The sequence below is a fragment of the Epilithonimonas sp. genome (genome assembly GCF_032054305.1).
Classification (GTDB): domain Bacteria; phylum Bacteroidota; class Bacteroidia; order Flavobacteriales; family Weeksellaceae; genus Epilithonimonas.
The window spans coordinates 593,700-609,611 of the sequence record NZ_DAMBSX010000002.1; the positions used below are offsets into that span (position 1 = coordinate 593,700).

Annotated in this window: 15 protein-coding genes; 11 read left to right on the forward strand and 4 right to left on the reverse strand. The window is 37.5% G+C overall.

Annotation, left to right across the window (positions count from 1 at the left end):
• Positions 1-13: 13 nt before the first annotated feature.
• The 3 genes from RTX21_RS06615 to RTX21_RS06625 are packed head-to-tail and all read left to right on the forward strand — an operon-like array spanning position 14 to position 3,932.
• Positions 14-1,237, forward strand: a complete 1,224-nt coding sequence (locus RTX21_RS06615; RefSeq protein WP_312766200.1) for a DUF4876 domain-containing protein — start codon at positions 14-16, stop codon at positions 1,235-1,237.
• Positions 1,238-1,262: 25 nt separating this feature from the next.
• Complete coding sequence (locus RTX21_RS06620) at positions 1,263-2,780, forward strand: DUF6850 family outer membrane beta-barrel protein (RefSeq protein WP_312766201.1); 1,518 nt, start codon at positions 1,263-1,265, stop codon at positions 2,778-2,780.
• Positions 2,781-2,783: 3 nt separating this feature from the next.
• Positions 2,784-3,932 (forward strand): cytochrome c peroxidase, encoded by a 1,149-nt coding sequence (locus RTX21_RS06625; protein ID WP_312766202.1) that lies wholly within the window; start codon positions 2,784-2,786, stop codon positions 3,930-3,932.
• Between the two features lie 92 nt (positions 3,933-4,024).
• Here the strand turns inward: RTX21_RS06625 and RTX21_RS06630 are convergent, their stop codons facing one another.
• Positions 4,025-4,543, reverse strand: a complete 519-nt coding sequence (locus RTX21_RS06630) for a hypothetical protein (RefSeq protein WP_312766205.1) — start codon at positions 4,541-4,543, stop codon at positions 4,025-4,027.
• Between the two features lie 447 nt (positions 4,544-4,990).
• Between RTX21_RS06630 and RTX21_RS06635 the strand changes: the two genes are divergently transcribed.
• The 6 genes from RTX21_RS06635 (at position 4,991) to RTX21_RS06660 (ending at position 9,323) form a co-directional block, all read left to right on the forward strand.
• Complete coding sequence (locus RTX21_RS06635) at positions 4,991-6,046, forward strand: S41 family peptidase (RefSeq protein WP_312766208.1); 1,056 nt, start codon at positions 4,991-4,993, stop codon at positions 6,044-6,046.
• Positions 6,047-6,084: 38 nt separating this feature from the next.
• Positions 6,085-6,633, forward strand: coding sequence for a RidA family protein (locus RTX21_RS06640; RefSeq protein ID WP_312766210.1), 549 nt, complete (start codon positions 6,085-6,087; stop codon positions 6,631-6,633).
• A gap of 129 nt (positions 6,634-6,762) precedes the next feature.
• On the forward strand, positions 6,763-7,536 hold the full coding sequence (locus tag RTX21_RS06645) for an SDR family NAD(P)-dependent oxidoreductase (RefSeq protein WP_312766212.1): 774 nt from the start codon (positions 6,763-6,765) through the stop codon (positions 7,534-7,536).
• A 51-nt stretch (positions 7,537-7,587) separates the two neighbouring features.
• Positions 7,588-8,511, forward strand: coding sequence for an AraC family transcriptional regulator (locus tag RTX21_RS06650; protein ID WP_312766214.1), 924 nt, complete (start codon positions 7,588-7,590; stop codon positions 8,509-8,511).
• Between the two features lie 94 nt (positions 8,512-8,605).
• The gene (locus RTX21_RS06655) at positions 8,606-8,821 is read left to right on the forward strand and encodes a DUF2158 domain-containing protein (RefSeq protein ID WP_312766217.1); all 216 of its coding nucleotides are present in this window, start codon (positions 8,606-8,608) and stop codon (positions 8,819-8,821) included.
• A 172-nt stretch (positions 8,822-8,993) separates the two neighbouring features.
• On the forward strand, positions 8,994-9,323 hold the full coding sequence (locus RTX21_RS06660; protein WP_312766219.1) for a hypothetical protein: 330 nt from the start codon (positions 8,994-8,996) through the stop codon (positions 9,321-9,323).
• Positions 9,324-9,412: 89 nt separating this feature from the next.
• Here the strand turns inward: RTX21_RS06660 and RTX21_RS06665 are convergent, their stop codons facing one another.
• Positions 9,413-9,871 carry a PA2169 family four-helix-bundle protein gene (locus tag RTX21_RS06665; RefSeq protein WP_312766221.1) on the reverse strand — a complete coding sequence of 153 codons (459 nt, stop codon included), beginning with the start codon at positions 9,869-9,871 and terminating at the stop codon, positions 9,413-9,415.
• A gap of 531 nt (positions 9,872-10,402) precedes the next feature.
• Between RTX21_RS06665 and RTX21_RS06670 the strand changes: the two genes are divergently transcribed.
• Both RTX21_RS06670 and RTX21_RS06675 read left to right on the forward strand, forming a co-directional pair.
• A complete protein-coding gene (locus tag RTX21_RS06670) occupies positions 10,403-10,843 on the forward strand; it encodes a cupin domain-containing protein (RefSeq protein WP_312766223.1) in 441 nt (146 codons plus the stop codon).
• Between the two features lie 405 nt (positions 10,844-11,248).
• Positions 11,249-11,848 (forward strand): DNA alkylation repair protein, encoded by a 600-nt coding sequence (locus tag RTX21_RS06675; protein WP_312766224.1) that lies wholly within the window; start codon positions 11,249-11,251, stop codon positions 11,846-11,848.
• A gap of 272 nt (positions 11,849-12,120) precedes the next feature.
• On the opposite strand, the gene RTX21_RS06680 is transcribed toward RTX21_RS06675, so the two are convergent.
• Both RTX21_RS06680 and RTX21_RS06685 read right to left on the reverse strand, forming a co-directional pair.
• Positions 12,121-14,508, reverse strand: coding sequence for a T9SS type A sorting domain-containing protein (locus RTX21_RS06680; protein ID WP_312766225.1), 2,388 nt, complete (start codon positions 14,506-14,508; stop codon positions 12,121-12,123).
• Positions 14,471-15,751: a hypothetical protein gene (locus RTX21_RS06685; RefSeq protein WP_312766227.1), complete on the reverse strand. Its 1,281-nt coding sequence runs from the start codon at positions 15,749-15,751 to the stop codon at positions 14,471-14,473. The genes RTX21_RS06680 and RTX21_RS06685 overlap by 38 nt, the downstream gene beginning before the upstream one ends.
• Between the last annotated feature and the right edge of the window lie 161 nt (positions 15,752-15,912).

The window sequence follows — 15,912 nt, forward strand, 5'->3', positions numbered from 1 at the left end:
AATTTAATATATTATGAAAAAAAGATTTTTAGTAATCGGTCTTGTTGCCGCCCTCACTTCTTCATCAGTTATTGTGTCTTGTTCTAGCGACAATGATGACTTTGGGACCGAAGTTGCTCAGAAAAGTGTTCTTACCGTAACTCTTACGGGAGATAATATTGCAACTTACAAAACAGTTGAAATAGAAATCCTTGAAACCAATTCCGGCGCTATCACCAAAAAAACTTTGGAAAACGCAAGTGCTTACTCTTTTGAATTACCTTATGGTTCTTACAAAATTACAGCCAACGGAACTGTTATTACAAAAGATAATGAAGAAGTACAAGTAGGTGTAACAGCGGTGCAAGATATCAAAACAGGGGTTGTTAATCTATCTTTACCTTTGATTATCAAGCAATTTAATAAAGACTTCATTATAGAAGAGGTTTTCTTCGCTGGAGTAAAAACAAATGATGGTAAAAACTACAATAATTCTCGTTACTTCAAAATCACAAATAATACAGATGAAGTACTTTATGCAGATGGATTAATGATTGCAACATCTGAGTTTTTTACCACTGTGGCAAGAACGGTAACTCCTAATATTGTAGATGAAGCTTTCCCTATTAGTGCTGTAATGGTAGTTCCCGATATAGATAAAAATAATGATAAAGAGTTTCCAGTACAACCAGGAAGTTTTATTGTTGTAGGTGACAACGCTATTGATCACACATCATCCAATGGATTTGATTTGAGAAAAGCTGATTTCGAATTTCCTTCTACAAATCCAAGTTTAGGACAGGTGGATAATCCAGCAGTACCGAACATGGATATTATTTATACACAAATGACATTTAATATGATTTTCCTTTACACTACAAGTCAGCAAGGCTATGCATTGGCAAGACTACCAAAAGGGCAATCTACATCATCATTTTTAGCAAATAACAAATACGATTATTCCTACACCAATTCTGCAGGAGGTGTTACCAACAAAAGTGTTTACAAAATCCCAAATACTTGGATCATAGATGCTCTTAATACAAGTCGTGATAATGACTTCCTTCAAATCTTGACAGCACCATCTATCGACGCGGGTTGGACGACTGCATCTCCTGGTTACAATGGAAAAACAGTTAGAAGAAAAGTATTAGGATTGATGCCCAACGGTAAAAATCTTTACAAAGACACCAATAACTCCACTGCAGATTTCGTTCGTAATTCTGAACCAAGTTTGAAAAACGGTATCGTAAAATAACATTTTGAAAACATCATTTTCAGTAATGAATCAATCAAAATTTTTCATTGTTCTTTCATTTTGTATCGGCTTGATTTCTATTTCCGGGCAAGATAGTTTACGCTTATTTCCAACAATCAGCAACCAATACAACGAAGAAAGAATACAAACCAACAACTTTTACTATAATCCGGCGAATATGTCGGATTATAGTTCTTTTTCGATGTCAGAGTTTAGCGTTAACTATCAATCTGATGATCAAAAAACTTATCTTCGACAGATAGGTTCCGGAGATACAGGATTTAGTATAAAAACCAATTCATTTAAAAAATTAAAATCAAATAGTGTTGTTTGGGGGAATGCGGGTTATAGCAATATGACCAGAAAAAATATCCGCTACAACGAGAATTTGGATTTTGAAAGAATTGCGCCTTATGTTACTTTGGATTCTGTAGGAGGAAATATTAATTTAGAAACTTATCATTTCGCAGGAGGCTATGCTAAAAAAATGAATCGTTTTTCTTTTGGACTTTCTGGAAGTTATGAAGCTCAAATGGCTTACCGATCTAGAGATCCACGATCAAGAGATACCACATCAGATCTATTGCTTTCAGCAGGAATAAATTATAGAGTTTACCGAGATTACCAAGTAGGAATCTTTGGTGAGTTTAACAAATACACCCAGAATAGTAAAGTAGCTTTTGTTAACGAAGTTAGTTTTCCTATTGTTTATCAATCGATTGGATTTGGTTATACTAATTATTTCTTTAATAATACCGTTGAGACACAATTTGAAGAACTTGGTTATAAAATTGGCGGACAAATCTCCAGCAAGAATGGAAAAGACTTTTATATCATTGGAACACTTTCCAATTCCAATAATATAAAAGGAATACATCCAAGAGTTGGAAACCGTTATTATGACACAAGTGATTTGGAGAACAAAACATCCCAAATCGAAGCCGCCAAATTCATTACTTTAAAGAATAATAGGATTGGTTTGATTTTTAATTATAACTCTACGGTGCGAACCGGAACAGAATATGGCTACACCAGCAACTCCGATAATACAGAACTTATTTTCAAAAGAAAAGCTTATAAAAAGGAGCAATATACTACAAGTATAAAAGGTCTATATCAGTTAAGCCAAGAAAAATACACTTTCACAGCAATCCCGTTTTTTTCTTACCAAGAAGTTATTGACCGTAGAATCTATCCTTTTTCTGGTCAAAAATATGATGCGTATACCTTCGGATTAGATTTGGACTTAAAAGTAGAAATTAAGAAAAATCAAGTTTTAACTTTCCGACCAAATTACGCTTATCGAAGTGTGAACAAAGCAATTAATGCATTAGATACCAACGTGAGTTCCGGAAAACTAGAATGGATCCTTGAGGATTTTGATATCCTGACGAGCGATAGTTTTACAATGGGAGTGCTGGTTCGTTATGATTTTAAAATTCAAAAACTTCCGGCATTTTTTGTAAGTGGACAACGAATCACGAAAACAATTAAAGAAAAAAACAATAATTTCGCAGTTCTAAGTTTAGGTATAATATTTTAGGAGATGAAGAAGGTTTTTCTTGCAATTTTTGGCATTTTTATTTTCATTTTATTCAGTTTTACGCCCAAAGTAGGACAAGATCTAATGGACAATCCAGACCCCAGCATCGAAGAAATTGTCAAGAGCTACAAAAAAGCGATTACAGAATGGCCAAAACCAACTATTAATTATGGTGTTTCTTGGAAAGAATTTTCTTCTATCAAAAGAGATTCTCTGTTTTTTATAGAGCAAGATCGTCCCGAGGTGATTCTCGGAAAAATGCTATTCTTTGACCCAAAACTTTCCAATTCCAATCAAATCTCTTGTAGCTCGTGCCATGATCCGGAAATGGGATGGACAGACAGAAGGCGCATCGCATTGGGAAATGACCATCTGATGGGAAACAGAAACACCATATCCCTCTACAATATCATTAATCGCAAAGCCTTTTTCTGGGACGGACGGGCCAAGTCTTTGGAAGAGCAAGCATCCGGACCACTTGGAGCTCATCATGAGATGGCCATGGATGTACAAAAACTTCCTAAAAAAATTCAGAAAATCAAAAACTATAGTGAACTTTTCAAAAACGCTTACGGTGACAAAAAAGTAACTTATGACAGAATCGTAAAAGCGTTGGCTGAGTTCCAGAAAACTATTAAAAGTCAACCTAGCAGGTTCGACCAATTTATTGATGGAAAATATAATGCTTTATCTGACAAAGAAATTTACGGGATGCACATATTCCGTACAAAAGCCCGTTGCATGAACTGTCACAACGGACAAAACCTAACCGACGAATCTTTCCACAATATCGGTTTAACTTACTACAAAAGAGAGTATGAAGATTTAGGACTTTACAATGTCACCAAAAAACCTGAAGATGTCGGCAAATTCAGAACTCCACAATTGAGAGACCTTAATCTCACCAGACCTTGGATGCATAACGGTTTGTTTGATGATCTGGAAGGGATTGTCAATATCTATAATAGCGGAATGCATATGATAGATCCAAAACCGGAACAAAAACAAAAAGATCCTTTCTATCCCATTACCGATTCTCTAATGCAACCTTTGAAGCTTACAAAAGACGAGAAATCTGCACTGATCTCTTTTTTGGAATCATTGAACGGAACAAAGTACAAAATGAGAAGACCAGAATTTCCTTTGAAATAATCTTATGCAGAATATGTCATGAAGAAAATGATCAAAACTATTACGTGTTTACATCTGAACTTTAGCAAAAGTGGTAGTAGTAATTGCCCTCGTTAAAATCCATTGGCGGTATCAAACTTATCGAGAGCATTACTGAGACGATACTCATTCTCATAGACCTTCGCGTAAAGCGATCTCTTCTGCCGAGACAATTCAATCAACGCATCTTGAGCAATTTCCTTCTCTTTACCGTTCAGTTTCCTAATCAATGCCTGCTGTTCTATATCTTTCCTATCAAAATAGTGAAGCTCCTGCAATGCCTTGTAATAATTGATAGCAGCCATTTTGAGCGATTCACCTTCTTGAATGCCGTCTGAAGAAAGCGTCTGAATACTGCCAATGAGTTTGTCGAACTCCAGCTTCTGCTGATCAACGGCCGCCAACGCGCCTTTGAAGTCACCTTTCACCAAATTGTCGAGCTTTTTGGTTTCTGATCCCTCTTTCCCAAGAATGATTTGAAATGCTACCCGTTCCTTTTTGATAATGCTATCCCTAAAGCTGTTAGTTTTAGGCGACCGACAGGAATTGCTGATCAATAGTACAAGTGCGAATAAAAAAAATTTGAACTTCATAACTGTATTTTTATGATCGGTAAAATGAAATTAGAAAAACGAATTGAAAGCAAACATTAAAATCTAAAGTCTAATATCTCCGGGCTATCACCTATTGTAAATTCTGACATAAGAAATTTTACATTGTAGCAGATGAATCAATTATTGTGCAATTATCCAAATAGAGAATCCTAACAGGGTTTAAGATTTTATTTTGACCCTAGGTAAATCCATAATATTTAGAAGAAACATCTCCATAATATTTCTACAAACCAAAGGAGTCCAACAATAACTAATATCAAAATAGAAACTGAAAGTTCCCAAAAGTTTTAATATTAAAATCAGAATTTTATAATCTTCGATTATCACGATATTTATTAATATAGAAATTCTCCTTAATGGTTTATAAAACTAGAATACCAACTTAATTCTTTTTTGGTTAGGATAGATATTCCTTATATTTGACTTATGCAGATCTATATGTTTTTTAGTAAAATACTCAAGCCCCTGTTCTTTGGTTTATTTGTCATCTTTTACACCCCTTCCTTCTCTCAGACTTTTAAAAACGACAGTGTTAAACTGTTTGTTGATCAATCTATTGATCTGATAAAAACAAATGCGGTTGATACGTCTAAGATAGAGATCATCAAAAGTGGATTGTACAGCAAAGGTCAGAATCTGGATCAAATATCCGAGCTGGCTCCATTGTATGCGGAAGTGTTTGAACTGCTGGGAGATCATCACGGCGGTTTGAAGTATAAAGATAAGACCTATGGATGGAACAAAGCTCCAGGTGTGGATAATGCTTATCTGAAAACTCGGTTGAAGTCTGAGACAACGGTAGTAAGTCAGGTAATCGGCAAAAACACAGGCTACATAAGAATCCCAGGTAATAGTGATTTTGCATTTAAGAAAGTGGACAGTATCGCCAATGACATCACCACCCATATTAATGAAATTAACTCCACTAAAATCAAAGCCTGGATCATAGACCTGAGAACTAATACAGGCGGTAATATGTATCCGATATTATTAGGCTTAAAAGAATTTATCGGAAGTGACAATGTTGTTTTTGGCGGGTTTAGAAATTCTAAAGGAACGTCTTCGGGACAATGGGAAATCAAAGACGGAAAAATGCTGATTGACGGTATTGAGCTGGTAAGACAAGTACCACTGAAAACACAGATCAAAAAAGATATCCCAATCGTTGTCCTGACTAGCTGCTACACCGCCAGTGCCGGTGAAATGACTGCTATATCTCTGATTGGAAGGAAGAACACCTCTGTTATTGGAGAACCAACAGCAAATTACACGACTGCTGTGCAGGGTTTTAAAATTAATGCAGATGCTGGATTAAACCTGTCAACGGATTATGTGGTGGACAGGAATCAAAAAGTTTATAAAAGCAATATCAGGCCTGACTTTGAGATTTTGGATGGTGATAATCTGGAAGATCTGATGAAGGATAAGAAGATCCTGAAGGCGCTGGAAGTTTTGAAAAGCAGTACACGATATTATTTTTAGTTTCTCAAGGAAAAAACTACTAAGTAAAAAATAAAATAATGGAAAAAAGACCTCATTTTAAAGCCACACTTACTTATATAAAACCCGAGGATGGTGGTATTGTTACGCCCGTATCCTCGGGTTTCAGAACTATTAATCTTAAACTATTCAAAACTATGAGACAACTCCTTATTTTTAGTTTATTCCTGATTTTCACTAATTCATTTTCTCAAGAAAGAACAATTCAAAAAGAAAAATGGCATTGGAATAATAAAACACAGGACAGCAATGCAGGCTATGCTCAAGCAGTGAAGATCGACAATGTAATTTATATATCAGGCGTAGTGACCAACCATATTACACCAGATGGAATTGCTTCGGTATACAATAATCTGAAAAAGGTGCTTTCGAATTACGGTGCCACATTCGACAACGTGGTAAAAGAAAATTTATACACCACAGATATTGAGGCAATGAAAAAGTATAATGATGTGCGCAAGAAATTTTACAGCAATGATTTTCCGGCAGCCACTTGGGTACAGGTTCAAAGATTATACATGGAAGATTCTAAGCTGGAAGTTGAACTAGTAGCGCACTTACCGAAATAATGAAAGGTGCTGGCCACATAGCAAATCTAAATAATTAATTCGATTGGGCTTCAACTAGTCTTGATCGGGATACATCTGTTGTTGTTTTAATACCCAACTTTGCTTCATCAATTTTAAAACATTAAAATAATGCAGAACAAAGAAAATAAAGTAGCACTGGTATCGGGTGCGAATACCGGTGTGGGATTTCAAATCGCTAAAGCCCTTGTAGAGAATGGGTACACCGTGTATGTAGGCTCGCGTGACCTTAGAAAAGGCGAAACGGCGGTTGAAGAGCTGGGTGGATCGGCAAAAGCGATCCAGCTGGATATCACGAATCCAGATTCTATCAACGCAACGGTAAAAACTGTAGAAAGAGAACACGGATACCTGACCTTGTTGGTCAACAATGCTGCAGTCTCCCATGCTGGATTATCAGGACGCACGATGGAGGAAGTTTTGGGTGCGCAGCGTGCCAGTATCGCACCGATCAGCGAGCTTAAAAAGGTCTGGGATACGAATGTGTTCGGAACATTAGCTTTGACGCAGGCTTTTTTGCCGTTGCTACATAAAGCAGACAACGCAAGGATTGTGACCGTTTCAAGTGCTTTGGGATCTCTTGGTATCAATGCTAATCTGGAAAATCCGTACCGCTCCAATTTTGATGCCGTCTATGGTGCATCGAAAACGGCGCTTAATGGTATTTTCCTTTCGCTGGCGATAGAATTGGAGGATACCAATATCAAGGTTCATCTGGTAAGCCCGGGATTTACGGCCACGGCACTGAATAATTTTCAGGGAACGGATTCTGTAGAAGAAGGTTCAAAAGAACCCATCAGGGTTGCTCTGGCTGAAGACCTGCCGACAGGAAGCTTCACCGGTCCGGCTGACTTCAGCGGGAAGGATCATATTCTTCCTTGGTAGTCTAACACAAACCTATGATCTATGGTCATAGGTTTTTTATACATTTATAGTATGAAATCCAAAGACGATAAACCTGTACGCTTCATCTCGATATCGGAAAGCCATCAGGCCTTCGGACTGCCTGCACCTCAGCATCCGCTGATCAGCCTTGTCCACTTTAACAAGGATAATCCTTTCAATACGGCAATGGCACCGATCTACGATGTCCTGAGTTTCTATAAAATCACCTTCATCACGAGAAACAAAGGAAGATTAAAGTATGGCAGGAACTACTATGACTACGACGAAGGCAGTATGCTGTTCCTGGCACCTGACCAGCTGGTGGGAAGCACCGATTATAATAGCGAGACCTATTGCTATATTCTACTGATCCATCCTGATTTCCTACTGGGTCATCCTATCGCCCGAAAAATAAAACAATACGGCTACTTTTCTTATGCCTCCAATGAGGCGCTTCACCTTTCGGATAGTGAAAGGGAGGTCATCCTGTCGGTTTATCAAATCATGGAGCGGGAACTGAACAGCCGAGTAGATGAGTTCAGTCAGGAAGTGGTAATTGCCCAGTTGGAGCTGTTGCTAAGCTACGTCAACAGGTTCTACAAGAGGCAGTTTATCACCAGAAAAGTGGTCAATAACGATATACTCCAGAGAACTGAAAGTATCCTTGAGGATCATCTTAATAATCAACTATCATTGCAGCAGGGTCTTCCGACCGTGCAGTATGTCGCAGACCAGCTTAAGATCTCCCCCGGCTATCTGAGCGACCTGTTGCGCTCACTGATCGGACAGAATGCCCAGCAGTACATCAGAAGCAAAGTCATTGAAAAAGCGAAGGAACGGTTGACCAATACCAATCTGACCGTGGCAGAGATCGCCTATGAATTGGGCTTTGAGCATCCGCAGTCCTTCAGCAAGATGTTCAGGGTAAGGACGGGGCTCTCGCCTTTGGAATTTCGGAACGCCTTTAACTCGTAGAAGTAGATAACTCTGTGTACAATTTTTCGCAGTCAAAAAACTATAATTTTTTATCATGGCGTTCTTTTTGGTAAATGATAAAAAAAATAGAATTATGTCAAAAGATAAATTTAAAAAAGGAGATATTGTTGTGCTTAAAGAAGGCGGTCCAAGAATGAAAGTTGAAAAAGTTGTTAAAAATCTCAAGGCATATGTTGCCGATGAAACAATTGACCCTATCGTAACGTCGATTGAAACATCACACTTTATTGATGATAAACCTGTTCACGGATTATATGCTGCAAGCCTTCTTAAAAAATTGGAGAATTAAGGTTCAATGAAAATACGTCTGAAGCCCGTATACACATTACTTTTGGCTAATAGCCTATTGGAATACTTGAGATAATGAAGGCGTTGGAAATTATGATAGGCAACGTAAAGTAGTGTTTTAATTTGTTAGAGGAAAATTATTGTTCATCACGGTTTAAAAATAAAATAAAGAAATGGAAAAAAAACCTCATTTTAAAGCGACACTCACCTATCTAAAAACAGAAGATGGTGGTATTGTAACGCCCGTATCCTCAGGTTTCAGAACCATTATCAAGTTTCCCGATGACATGCAAGAAATAATTGCCCACCAAACATTTATCGATACAGAAATAGTATTCCCCGGAGACACCGTGAGTGCGGACATCTATCTGTTGCAAGCCGATGAAATGTTAGAAAAAATATATGCCGGACAAGATCTTGATCTCCTTATCAATTCAATTGTGATCGGAAACGGGATCATTACCCATATCTATTCCAATAAAGTAAATCCTCCGAAACCTTAAATAACTTTTCTAAATAATTTTATGTATTAAATAAAAAAACCTTCTTTTCAAGAAGGTTTTCTCAGTTAAAGTTTGGTCAAATAAAAAGATCAAGCTTTGGCCGTATCCCTTAAAGCTTTTATTTTATCGTGAGATGTTCTGAGGGACTGCTTTTGCTGACGAAGCAATACCTTGGTCTCCTCCATCACCTCTTCGTCCTCAATAGCCGACCTATAAGCCCTTTGTGCTGCATCCTCACCTGCTTCGCAAGCACTCAACACTGATGCTCTGTCATTAACTGCGAAAGCAGACCTAACATCCATCCAGGCTCTATACAATTTTCCTGAAGTGGTTGTTCCCTCTTCCGTAGAACCACCATACTCGTGTATCTTGTTCTGCAGTTCTGCTTTGTATTGCTGACTCTCGGTCACCATACCGCTGAAAACAGTTTTCAGATCAAAATGTTCGTCATCCTGTAATTCATCAATTGCTTTTTTGTAACCTTCTATTCTGTCGTTGTTGATCTTGATGAGGTCGTTCATTGCCTCAATGCATGCGTCGTGATTCATAACTTTTATTTTTTATATTAATAAATTGGTTTGGGCTTCAATACTTGCAAAGACTGTTCCGCTCTGTAAATTTTCATGGCAACAGTTTCTCTACAACTCCAATTGCGGTAGCAATTTTTCTACATCTTGACTTTATCAGATGGGAAAATCTTTAACGAGCTCTTTGGTATCTTGATTGGTTCGTCTGTAATCAAAAAGAATTTGTTATGTCAGTTCATCGGGTTTATTATATTTTTCGTTCTACTGGTCGTTGGCTGCAATTATTTCACGATAACAATAGGATTTGGCATTTATACAATGGTTCCAGTCTTCTTCCTTCCGATCATCATTGCCAATATTTTCAGTTATGGAAAGATCAAGCAGAAAGTTAAAATAAGGTGATTATTATAATGACCATTTTATTAAATATAAAAACAGGAGTTGTCCCACCCAAATTCTTCAATAAACCTCAATCTTAAACATTAGAACTATTTATATTTGTATTTTCAAATTTTGAAAATCAGAATTCAATATTATATAGATACCAAAAAAATGGAAAAATCAAAGCAATATCTATTAGCCTTAATGACCAGCATGATGACCCATCAATCGGTATATGGTCAAAAGACGGTGGCAAAGCAAGCAGAACCAATCTATACTATAGAAAACTGTGTAAACGAGTTTGATATGAACAAGGCCAAGGAGACGAAATCAGGATATCAATACTGGTTTGCCGATAAAAATTTTACCCAAGAGAACACCTTGAAGATGAGCATCGTAGCACCGGGAAAATCAACACACGCACCCCACCACCATCCAGAAGAAGAATTCTTTTATATCCTTGAGGGAAAGGCCTCATTCTATCTCGATGGCAAAACCGTTGAAGCAGGACCCAATACGAGTCTGTATTGCCCTCCGAACGCTGAACATGGCATCAGTAATGCCGGAACGAACGATTTGAAATATCTGGTGATCAAAAAGGACCTGCGTTAACATTATAATTCTTCTGAAAGAAAGCTACATCACTTTCTTTGCCCAATATTTAAAAGAGCATATAATCTATTACAAAGCCCAATGTCATAAATAGCGGCAACAATGTGTGGATCATTCTTTACCATTATATTCTACAATGTATTCATATTTGCCAGCAGGATAGACCACGGGAACATCCGGAAGGCTTTTCAGTAATACAGGAGCGCGCATAGGGTATTGTAAAAGATAGTATGCTAATTGAGAAAGTAAAAAAAATAATATTGGAGAGTTGATATTATTTTAACTGAAAATATATTAAATAGATGACAAAGTTTTACATATTTGAATTAGAACTCAAAACAAATAATCATTAAAAATAACTTAAAGAAAGCAGAAATTGGTAGTGGAATCTAGCAATCAAATGTCATGAAAGAAATCATTGCACACCTGAAAACAATAGAACATGGTTTCAAGCATATCATTGAAGCCGGAGATTCTATCCTGAAAGATCAAACGCAAGATCATCTGGCGCTCGCCAATAGTTTTCTAGATGACGAAAGCTATCAGGTGAGGATGCTTGCCACCTATATGCTCGGGCAACTCTCAACCCAGCATCATGAAGCGCTAAACTTGCTAGAGACAAGAGTGGCAGAAGACCCGAACTGGCGCATTCAGGAAATGCTCGCAAAAGCATTCGATCACTATTGCAACAGCACTGGTTATGAACAGAGCCTTCCGAAAATCGAAATATGGCTCGCCCATCCCAACCCAAATATAAAAAGGGCCATAATAGAGGGACTCAGGATCTGGACAGGAAGACCTTACTTCAAGGAGAATCCTAAAAAGGCCATAGAACTCATCAGTGGCCACAGAGCTGATGAGAGCGACTATTTGCGAAAGTCTGTTGGAAATGCGCTCCGCGATATCAGCAAAAAGCATCCAGAGGAGGTGTCTGAAGAGCTCAGCACTTGGAATCTAGAAGACAAGAGAACTTTTTTCACTTATAAGCTCGCCAAGGGGAAGTAAACTATATAGCGTTTTTGTCTATGAGTTTTTACCTATCTCCTTTTTAAATTATAAGTTGTACGTCAAACAACGCTGCTAACATCATCCGCTACAAGCAGATAGCCATCGGTAATCTGAAGCACACTTTCAGTCTTCTATAGACATTGCCATTAGCTTCATATTAAATCCTATTATTTATCAAAATATTTATGTAAAAGACAGCCTGTAGGCTATCTCAACTTCTTTTATTTTCAATAATAGTCCATAATTCTCTTCATTCTCTCAGATGCAATTTATTTCTTAATAATCTTGAAAGCTTTAGAAGAATTTTCAACTGTTAGCATATAAACACCTGAAGGTAAATCTGCTATATTGATGCTATTGTTACTAAAATACCCCTGTTTCACAATGTTTCCTGCCGTATTGAAAATTACAAATCCAGAATCCTGTGTATCTTTATTTTTTGAAACCACATTAAGTACATCTTTTACAGGATTTGGATAAATCTGAATATCATCATTGCTATTTTCTTTGACCGTAATAATAGAACCAAGTGTTGTACCATCGGGATTTACAGTGTAAGGGAGATCTCCCATATATCTTTCCGTATCCTTTACACATCTCACCCCCATAGCTGCCTGCGGGTAAAAACCTGTTCCCGATGCAAGTTTTCCTCCATACCCGGAAATACTGCTCAGATCAAGTCCAATAGCATAACCAGTGTAGTAGTCTGCGGGAGAACTAGTCCACAATCCTGTTTGATACTTATAATTGTCGGTAGCGGGCGAACCACTTCTGGCATTCTTCCAATCATTGCCACCAAGAATTCCACGTATGCCGGTTGCCGGGATATTTCCTATATTATATTTGGAATCAGTGAAACTAAATACCCAACCAGATCTGCTACTTGGTGTTGTACTTTCTGTGGTGATTGAAAGCGTGTAGCCCGGATACTGTCTGACATTTACAGCATTATTGACTGATCCAGCAGTAAGATCTGCAACGGTACTCTGAAGAATACCATAGTTTGCAAAACTACTATTGGTATTATATCCATTATAAAACCAAGGTGATGACCCTTTTGCATACGAGCCGTTATTACCCGCAGCAAATAAATTGGCGTTCGCAGTATCTGGAACTCTCCATCCAGCTGGACAAGGATCATAAACCGATTTTTCGGCAGCATGTCCCCATCTGTCCTGTGCAAGTCCGTTTTCGTCAGAAATCCAATCTTTTACTTGTAGTGATTTTGTAAGTAGTGCTCCTGTATCTTCTATTCCTAGTTCTTGACCTGTTTTGGACCTGAAAAGGAAATATAACGGATTTTCAGTAGCGTATTTTATAATTTTTCTAATCTTTTCATTTTTAGGATCAGAAGCTGCGATACCCGCAGACGATCTATAAACATTCCATTCTCTGGAATATCCAGAAACATTATCTGTTGAAGAGAAAATTTCGTCAGTGATAGGATCTGATATTCCTAGAACAACATTTCCGTCAATGTCTACTCCAGTTTGCTTATAGACATTATATGTTGCAGCAACCTGGACACTATTAGCATGAGCTGCGATATACTGAGTTCCACCAGGGTTGTGGAATGTTGGTAAAGGATCTTTTCTTCCCCATTGATAATGAAGCCCGCCAGATTGTTGTACCTGTGTTTTAGATCGTAATTCAGTGGCTAGGTCAGGTCTAACTAATGAAGATGGCAATGCCTGTAAGGCGCCAAGATTTCTATCCATAAAAGTGGTAGTCATAGGCGTTCCTCCTTTAGCAGGATATATTATCTGCCCGTTAGTAGTAGGGATGATTCCACCATTTTGAACAGATTCGGTTGTATAAGTTACTTGATTTTCTTCAGACAACGGGTCAGTAACCGGTGCCCAAATGTGCCAGCTCCATAATACCTTATCAGGATCAGATGTTCCCCAGACTCCATTATTTCCTTTATGATAAGCAATTACGGCGTTGCCTTTTTTCTTCGCAGCTATCGTAACTTTCATTTGCTGATCCGGATAAGTACCAATAATTTGAATTTTTTTGATCAGATCCCGGTTATCGGTCCATACTACACTTCCCGTATTGATATTACCTGATGGAAGCTGTTTATTATCGGAAAGATAAAGCTTGTGCATTGCGTAAGCTTTTTTGAGACTGATCAAAAGCTCTTTGTCCTGTGACACAGGATCATTAACCTCACCAGTCATTACAACAAAACTATTGGGTTCTTTTGTCCAGGCTTTATAATCAGTGTTATCATTGTCTGTTGACAAAACATATTCAGTATTATAAAATGCAGGTAATAATGCTAAGTTCGGATCTTTCATACATCTTACCGCACCCAAAGCATTTGTTTTAAATGTTTGATTCACATAGATCCCATTCCAGCCAGTAGTAGAGACATCTGCTCTTTCAGGATCGTTGCGAATGATCGTCCCTCTATTACCTCCAATACCATAAGTGGCAATAAGTAAAAAAGCATCAGATGCTGTATCCTGATAAACAGCCGATGTAGATGTACCAACATTTGACTGATAATAAATATAGTTTCCACTAGTTGGCATCAATCCTATTTTCCTATTAACGGTTCCGTTAAAATCTATTCCTCTGCCAGGATAGACCTTGATTCCGATCAATGCCTCATTAAAATATTTGGCTGTAAGGAATATTTGTATCATCATTGACACCGCTGTTTTTTCGTCCTAATGGGTTAAGGTTATTATTAACGGTATTCCTTCCATAATGAGATGATACCCTCCATCCATTTGGACAAGGGTCATACTCTGATTTTAGTTCATATGATCTGCTATCTGTTGCAACAGTAGCATTTCCACTAGAAGCATTGCTGTGCAAACCTTTTCTGTTATCAGCCCATAAGTCCCAAGTTTCTATCAGATCTGGATTGGAATTATTGATTTTATATTCCTGATTGGAAAACCAAGTACCATCATTAGAAGCGTGGCTAATAATGTCAATCGGATTATTAATGGAATATCTTATATTCCCATTGATGTTATTGGTACCGGTATCTATTCCTCTTTGTTTTATAGATATTGGAGAGGATTGCAAAGTTGCGTAAGCATGTCTTCTGCTTCCAATATCGCCTGTAACTTCATAAAATGTTCCATCTTTATATTGCAACGATGGTACTGGGTCTTTTCTTCCCCATTGATACATAAGACCTCCAGATTTGTGCCAGTTATGACCAAGAAAGTGGGCGTTTGTCGCACCAAGATTCCGATCCATATATTTTGGTATGAATGCCTGATTCAGGACATTCGTTTCAAAGCCTTGCCCGTAAACTGCTCCATCTGCAGGATCATCCGTAACCCAAATATGCCAGGTCCAATAGATCACACCATTGACTTTAAGTGCTATACTTGCGTTACCCTCACCTTTCGTTTTATCAATTATAATTTTAATTTTAGCATCTTTACCTGCTCCCACGATAGAGGTCGAACTTATTAATCCATTTACATCTTCCCAAAATACGGTAGCGGACTGTTGACCATTTTCGCTGACAGGCGTGAATAAACCTGCATCATTTTGCATATATCTGCCATGATCCCACATTTGATAAGCTTTTGCAACAGGTATGTACAAACCGTCAGTTTTGGTACCATCAGGCAGAACACCATCTTTATAGAAGATATAGCTATTAGGTGCAAGAGTGTAATCACCTTCTGCTATTTGAATATTATTATCTATAAGATTATAGGCGATTTGCTTTTCTTGATCTGAAGTTATTTCGGCATTATCAAACCCAGCTTTATCAGATATATTGGGTGGATTATCTAAATCAACTACAGGCTTATATTGTAAATCAGTAACGTTTGAAAGAGAATAATCACGTGTAGAAGCTGGCTTCTGGCCGTAAAAAAACACGGCACAAAAAAAAATAAATAAATAGTATATTTTAAGCATTTCCAGGTATTTTCAATAATCATATTACAAAATACGTGCTAATAAATCATTAAACATTTATTATTAATATTAAATTATAAAAAATTAACATCATAACTGCAAAAGACCATCAACGAATTTTAATAAATAATTCAAGCTATAAGCAAGGCTTATAAAAAATA

Bases quoted from the DNA above. Each gene is read 5' to 3' on its own strand.
- RTX21_RS06615 (WP_312766200.1), top strand. From the start codon at position 14: ATGAAAAAAAGATTTTTAGTAATCGGTCTTGTTGCCGCCCTCACTTCT.
- RTX21_RS06620 (WP_312766201.1), top strand. From the start codon at position 1,263: ATGAATCAATCAAAATTTTTCATTGTTCTTTCATTTTGTATCGGCTTG.
- RTX21_RS06625 (WP_312766202.1), top strand. From the start codon at position 2,784: ATGAAGAAGGTTTTTCTTGCAATTTTTGGCATTTTTATTTTCATTTTA.
- RTX21_RS06630 (WP_312766205.1), bottom strand. From the start codon at position 4,543: ATGAAGTTCAAATTTTTTTTATTCGCACTTGTACTATTGATCAGCAAT.
- RTX21_RS06635 (WP_312766208.1), top strand. From the start codon at position 4,991: ATGCAGATCTATATGTTTTTTAGTAAAATACTCAAGCCCCTGTTCTTT.
- RTX21_RS06640 (WP_312766210.1), top strand. From the start codon at position 6,085: ATGGAAAAAAGACCTCATTTTAAAGCCACACTTACTTATATAAAACCC.
- RTX21_RS06645 (WP_312766212.1), top strand. From the start codon at position 6,763: ATGCAGAACAAAGAAAATAAAGTAGCACTGGTATCGGGTGCGAATACC.
- RTX21_RS06650 (WP_312766214.1), top strand. From the start codon at position 7,588: ATGAAATCCAAAGACGATAAACCTGTACGCTTCATCTCGATATCGGAA.
- RTX21_RS06655 (WP_312766217.1), top strand. From the start codon at position 8,606: ATGTCAAAAGATAAATTTAAAAAAGGAGATATTGTTGTGCTTAAAGAA.
- RTX21_RS06660 (WP_312766219.1), top strand. From the start codon at position 8,994: ATGGAAAAAAAACCTCATTTTAAAGCGACACTCACCTATCTAAAAACA.
- RTX21_RS06665 (WP_312766221.1), bottom strand. From the start codon at position 9,871: ATGAATCACGACGCATGCATTGAGGCAATGAACGACCTCATCAAGATC.
- RTX21_RS06670 (WP_312766223.1), top strand. From the start codon at position 10,403: ATGGAAAAATCAAAGCAATATCTATTAGCCTTAATGACCAGCATGATG.
- RTX21_RS06675 (WP_312766224.1), top strand. From the start codon at position 11,249: ATGAAAGAAATCATTGCACACCTGAAAACAATAGAACATGGTTTCAAG.
- RTX21_RS06680 (WP_312766225.1), bottom strand. From the start codon at position 14,508: ATGATGATACAAATATTCCTTACAGCCAAATATTTTAATGAGGCATTG.
- RTX21_RS06685 (WP_312766227.1), bottom strand. From the start codon at position 15,751: ATGCTTAAAATATACTATTTATTTATTTTTTTTTGTGCCGTGTTTTTT.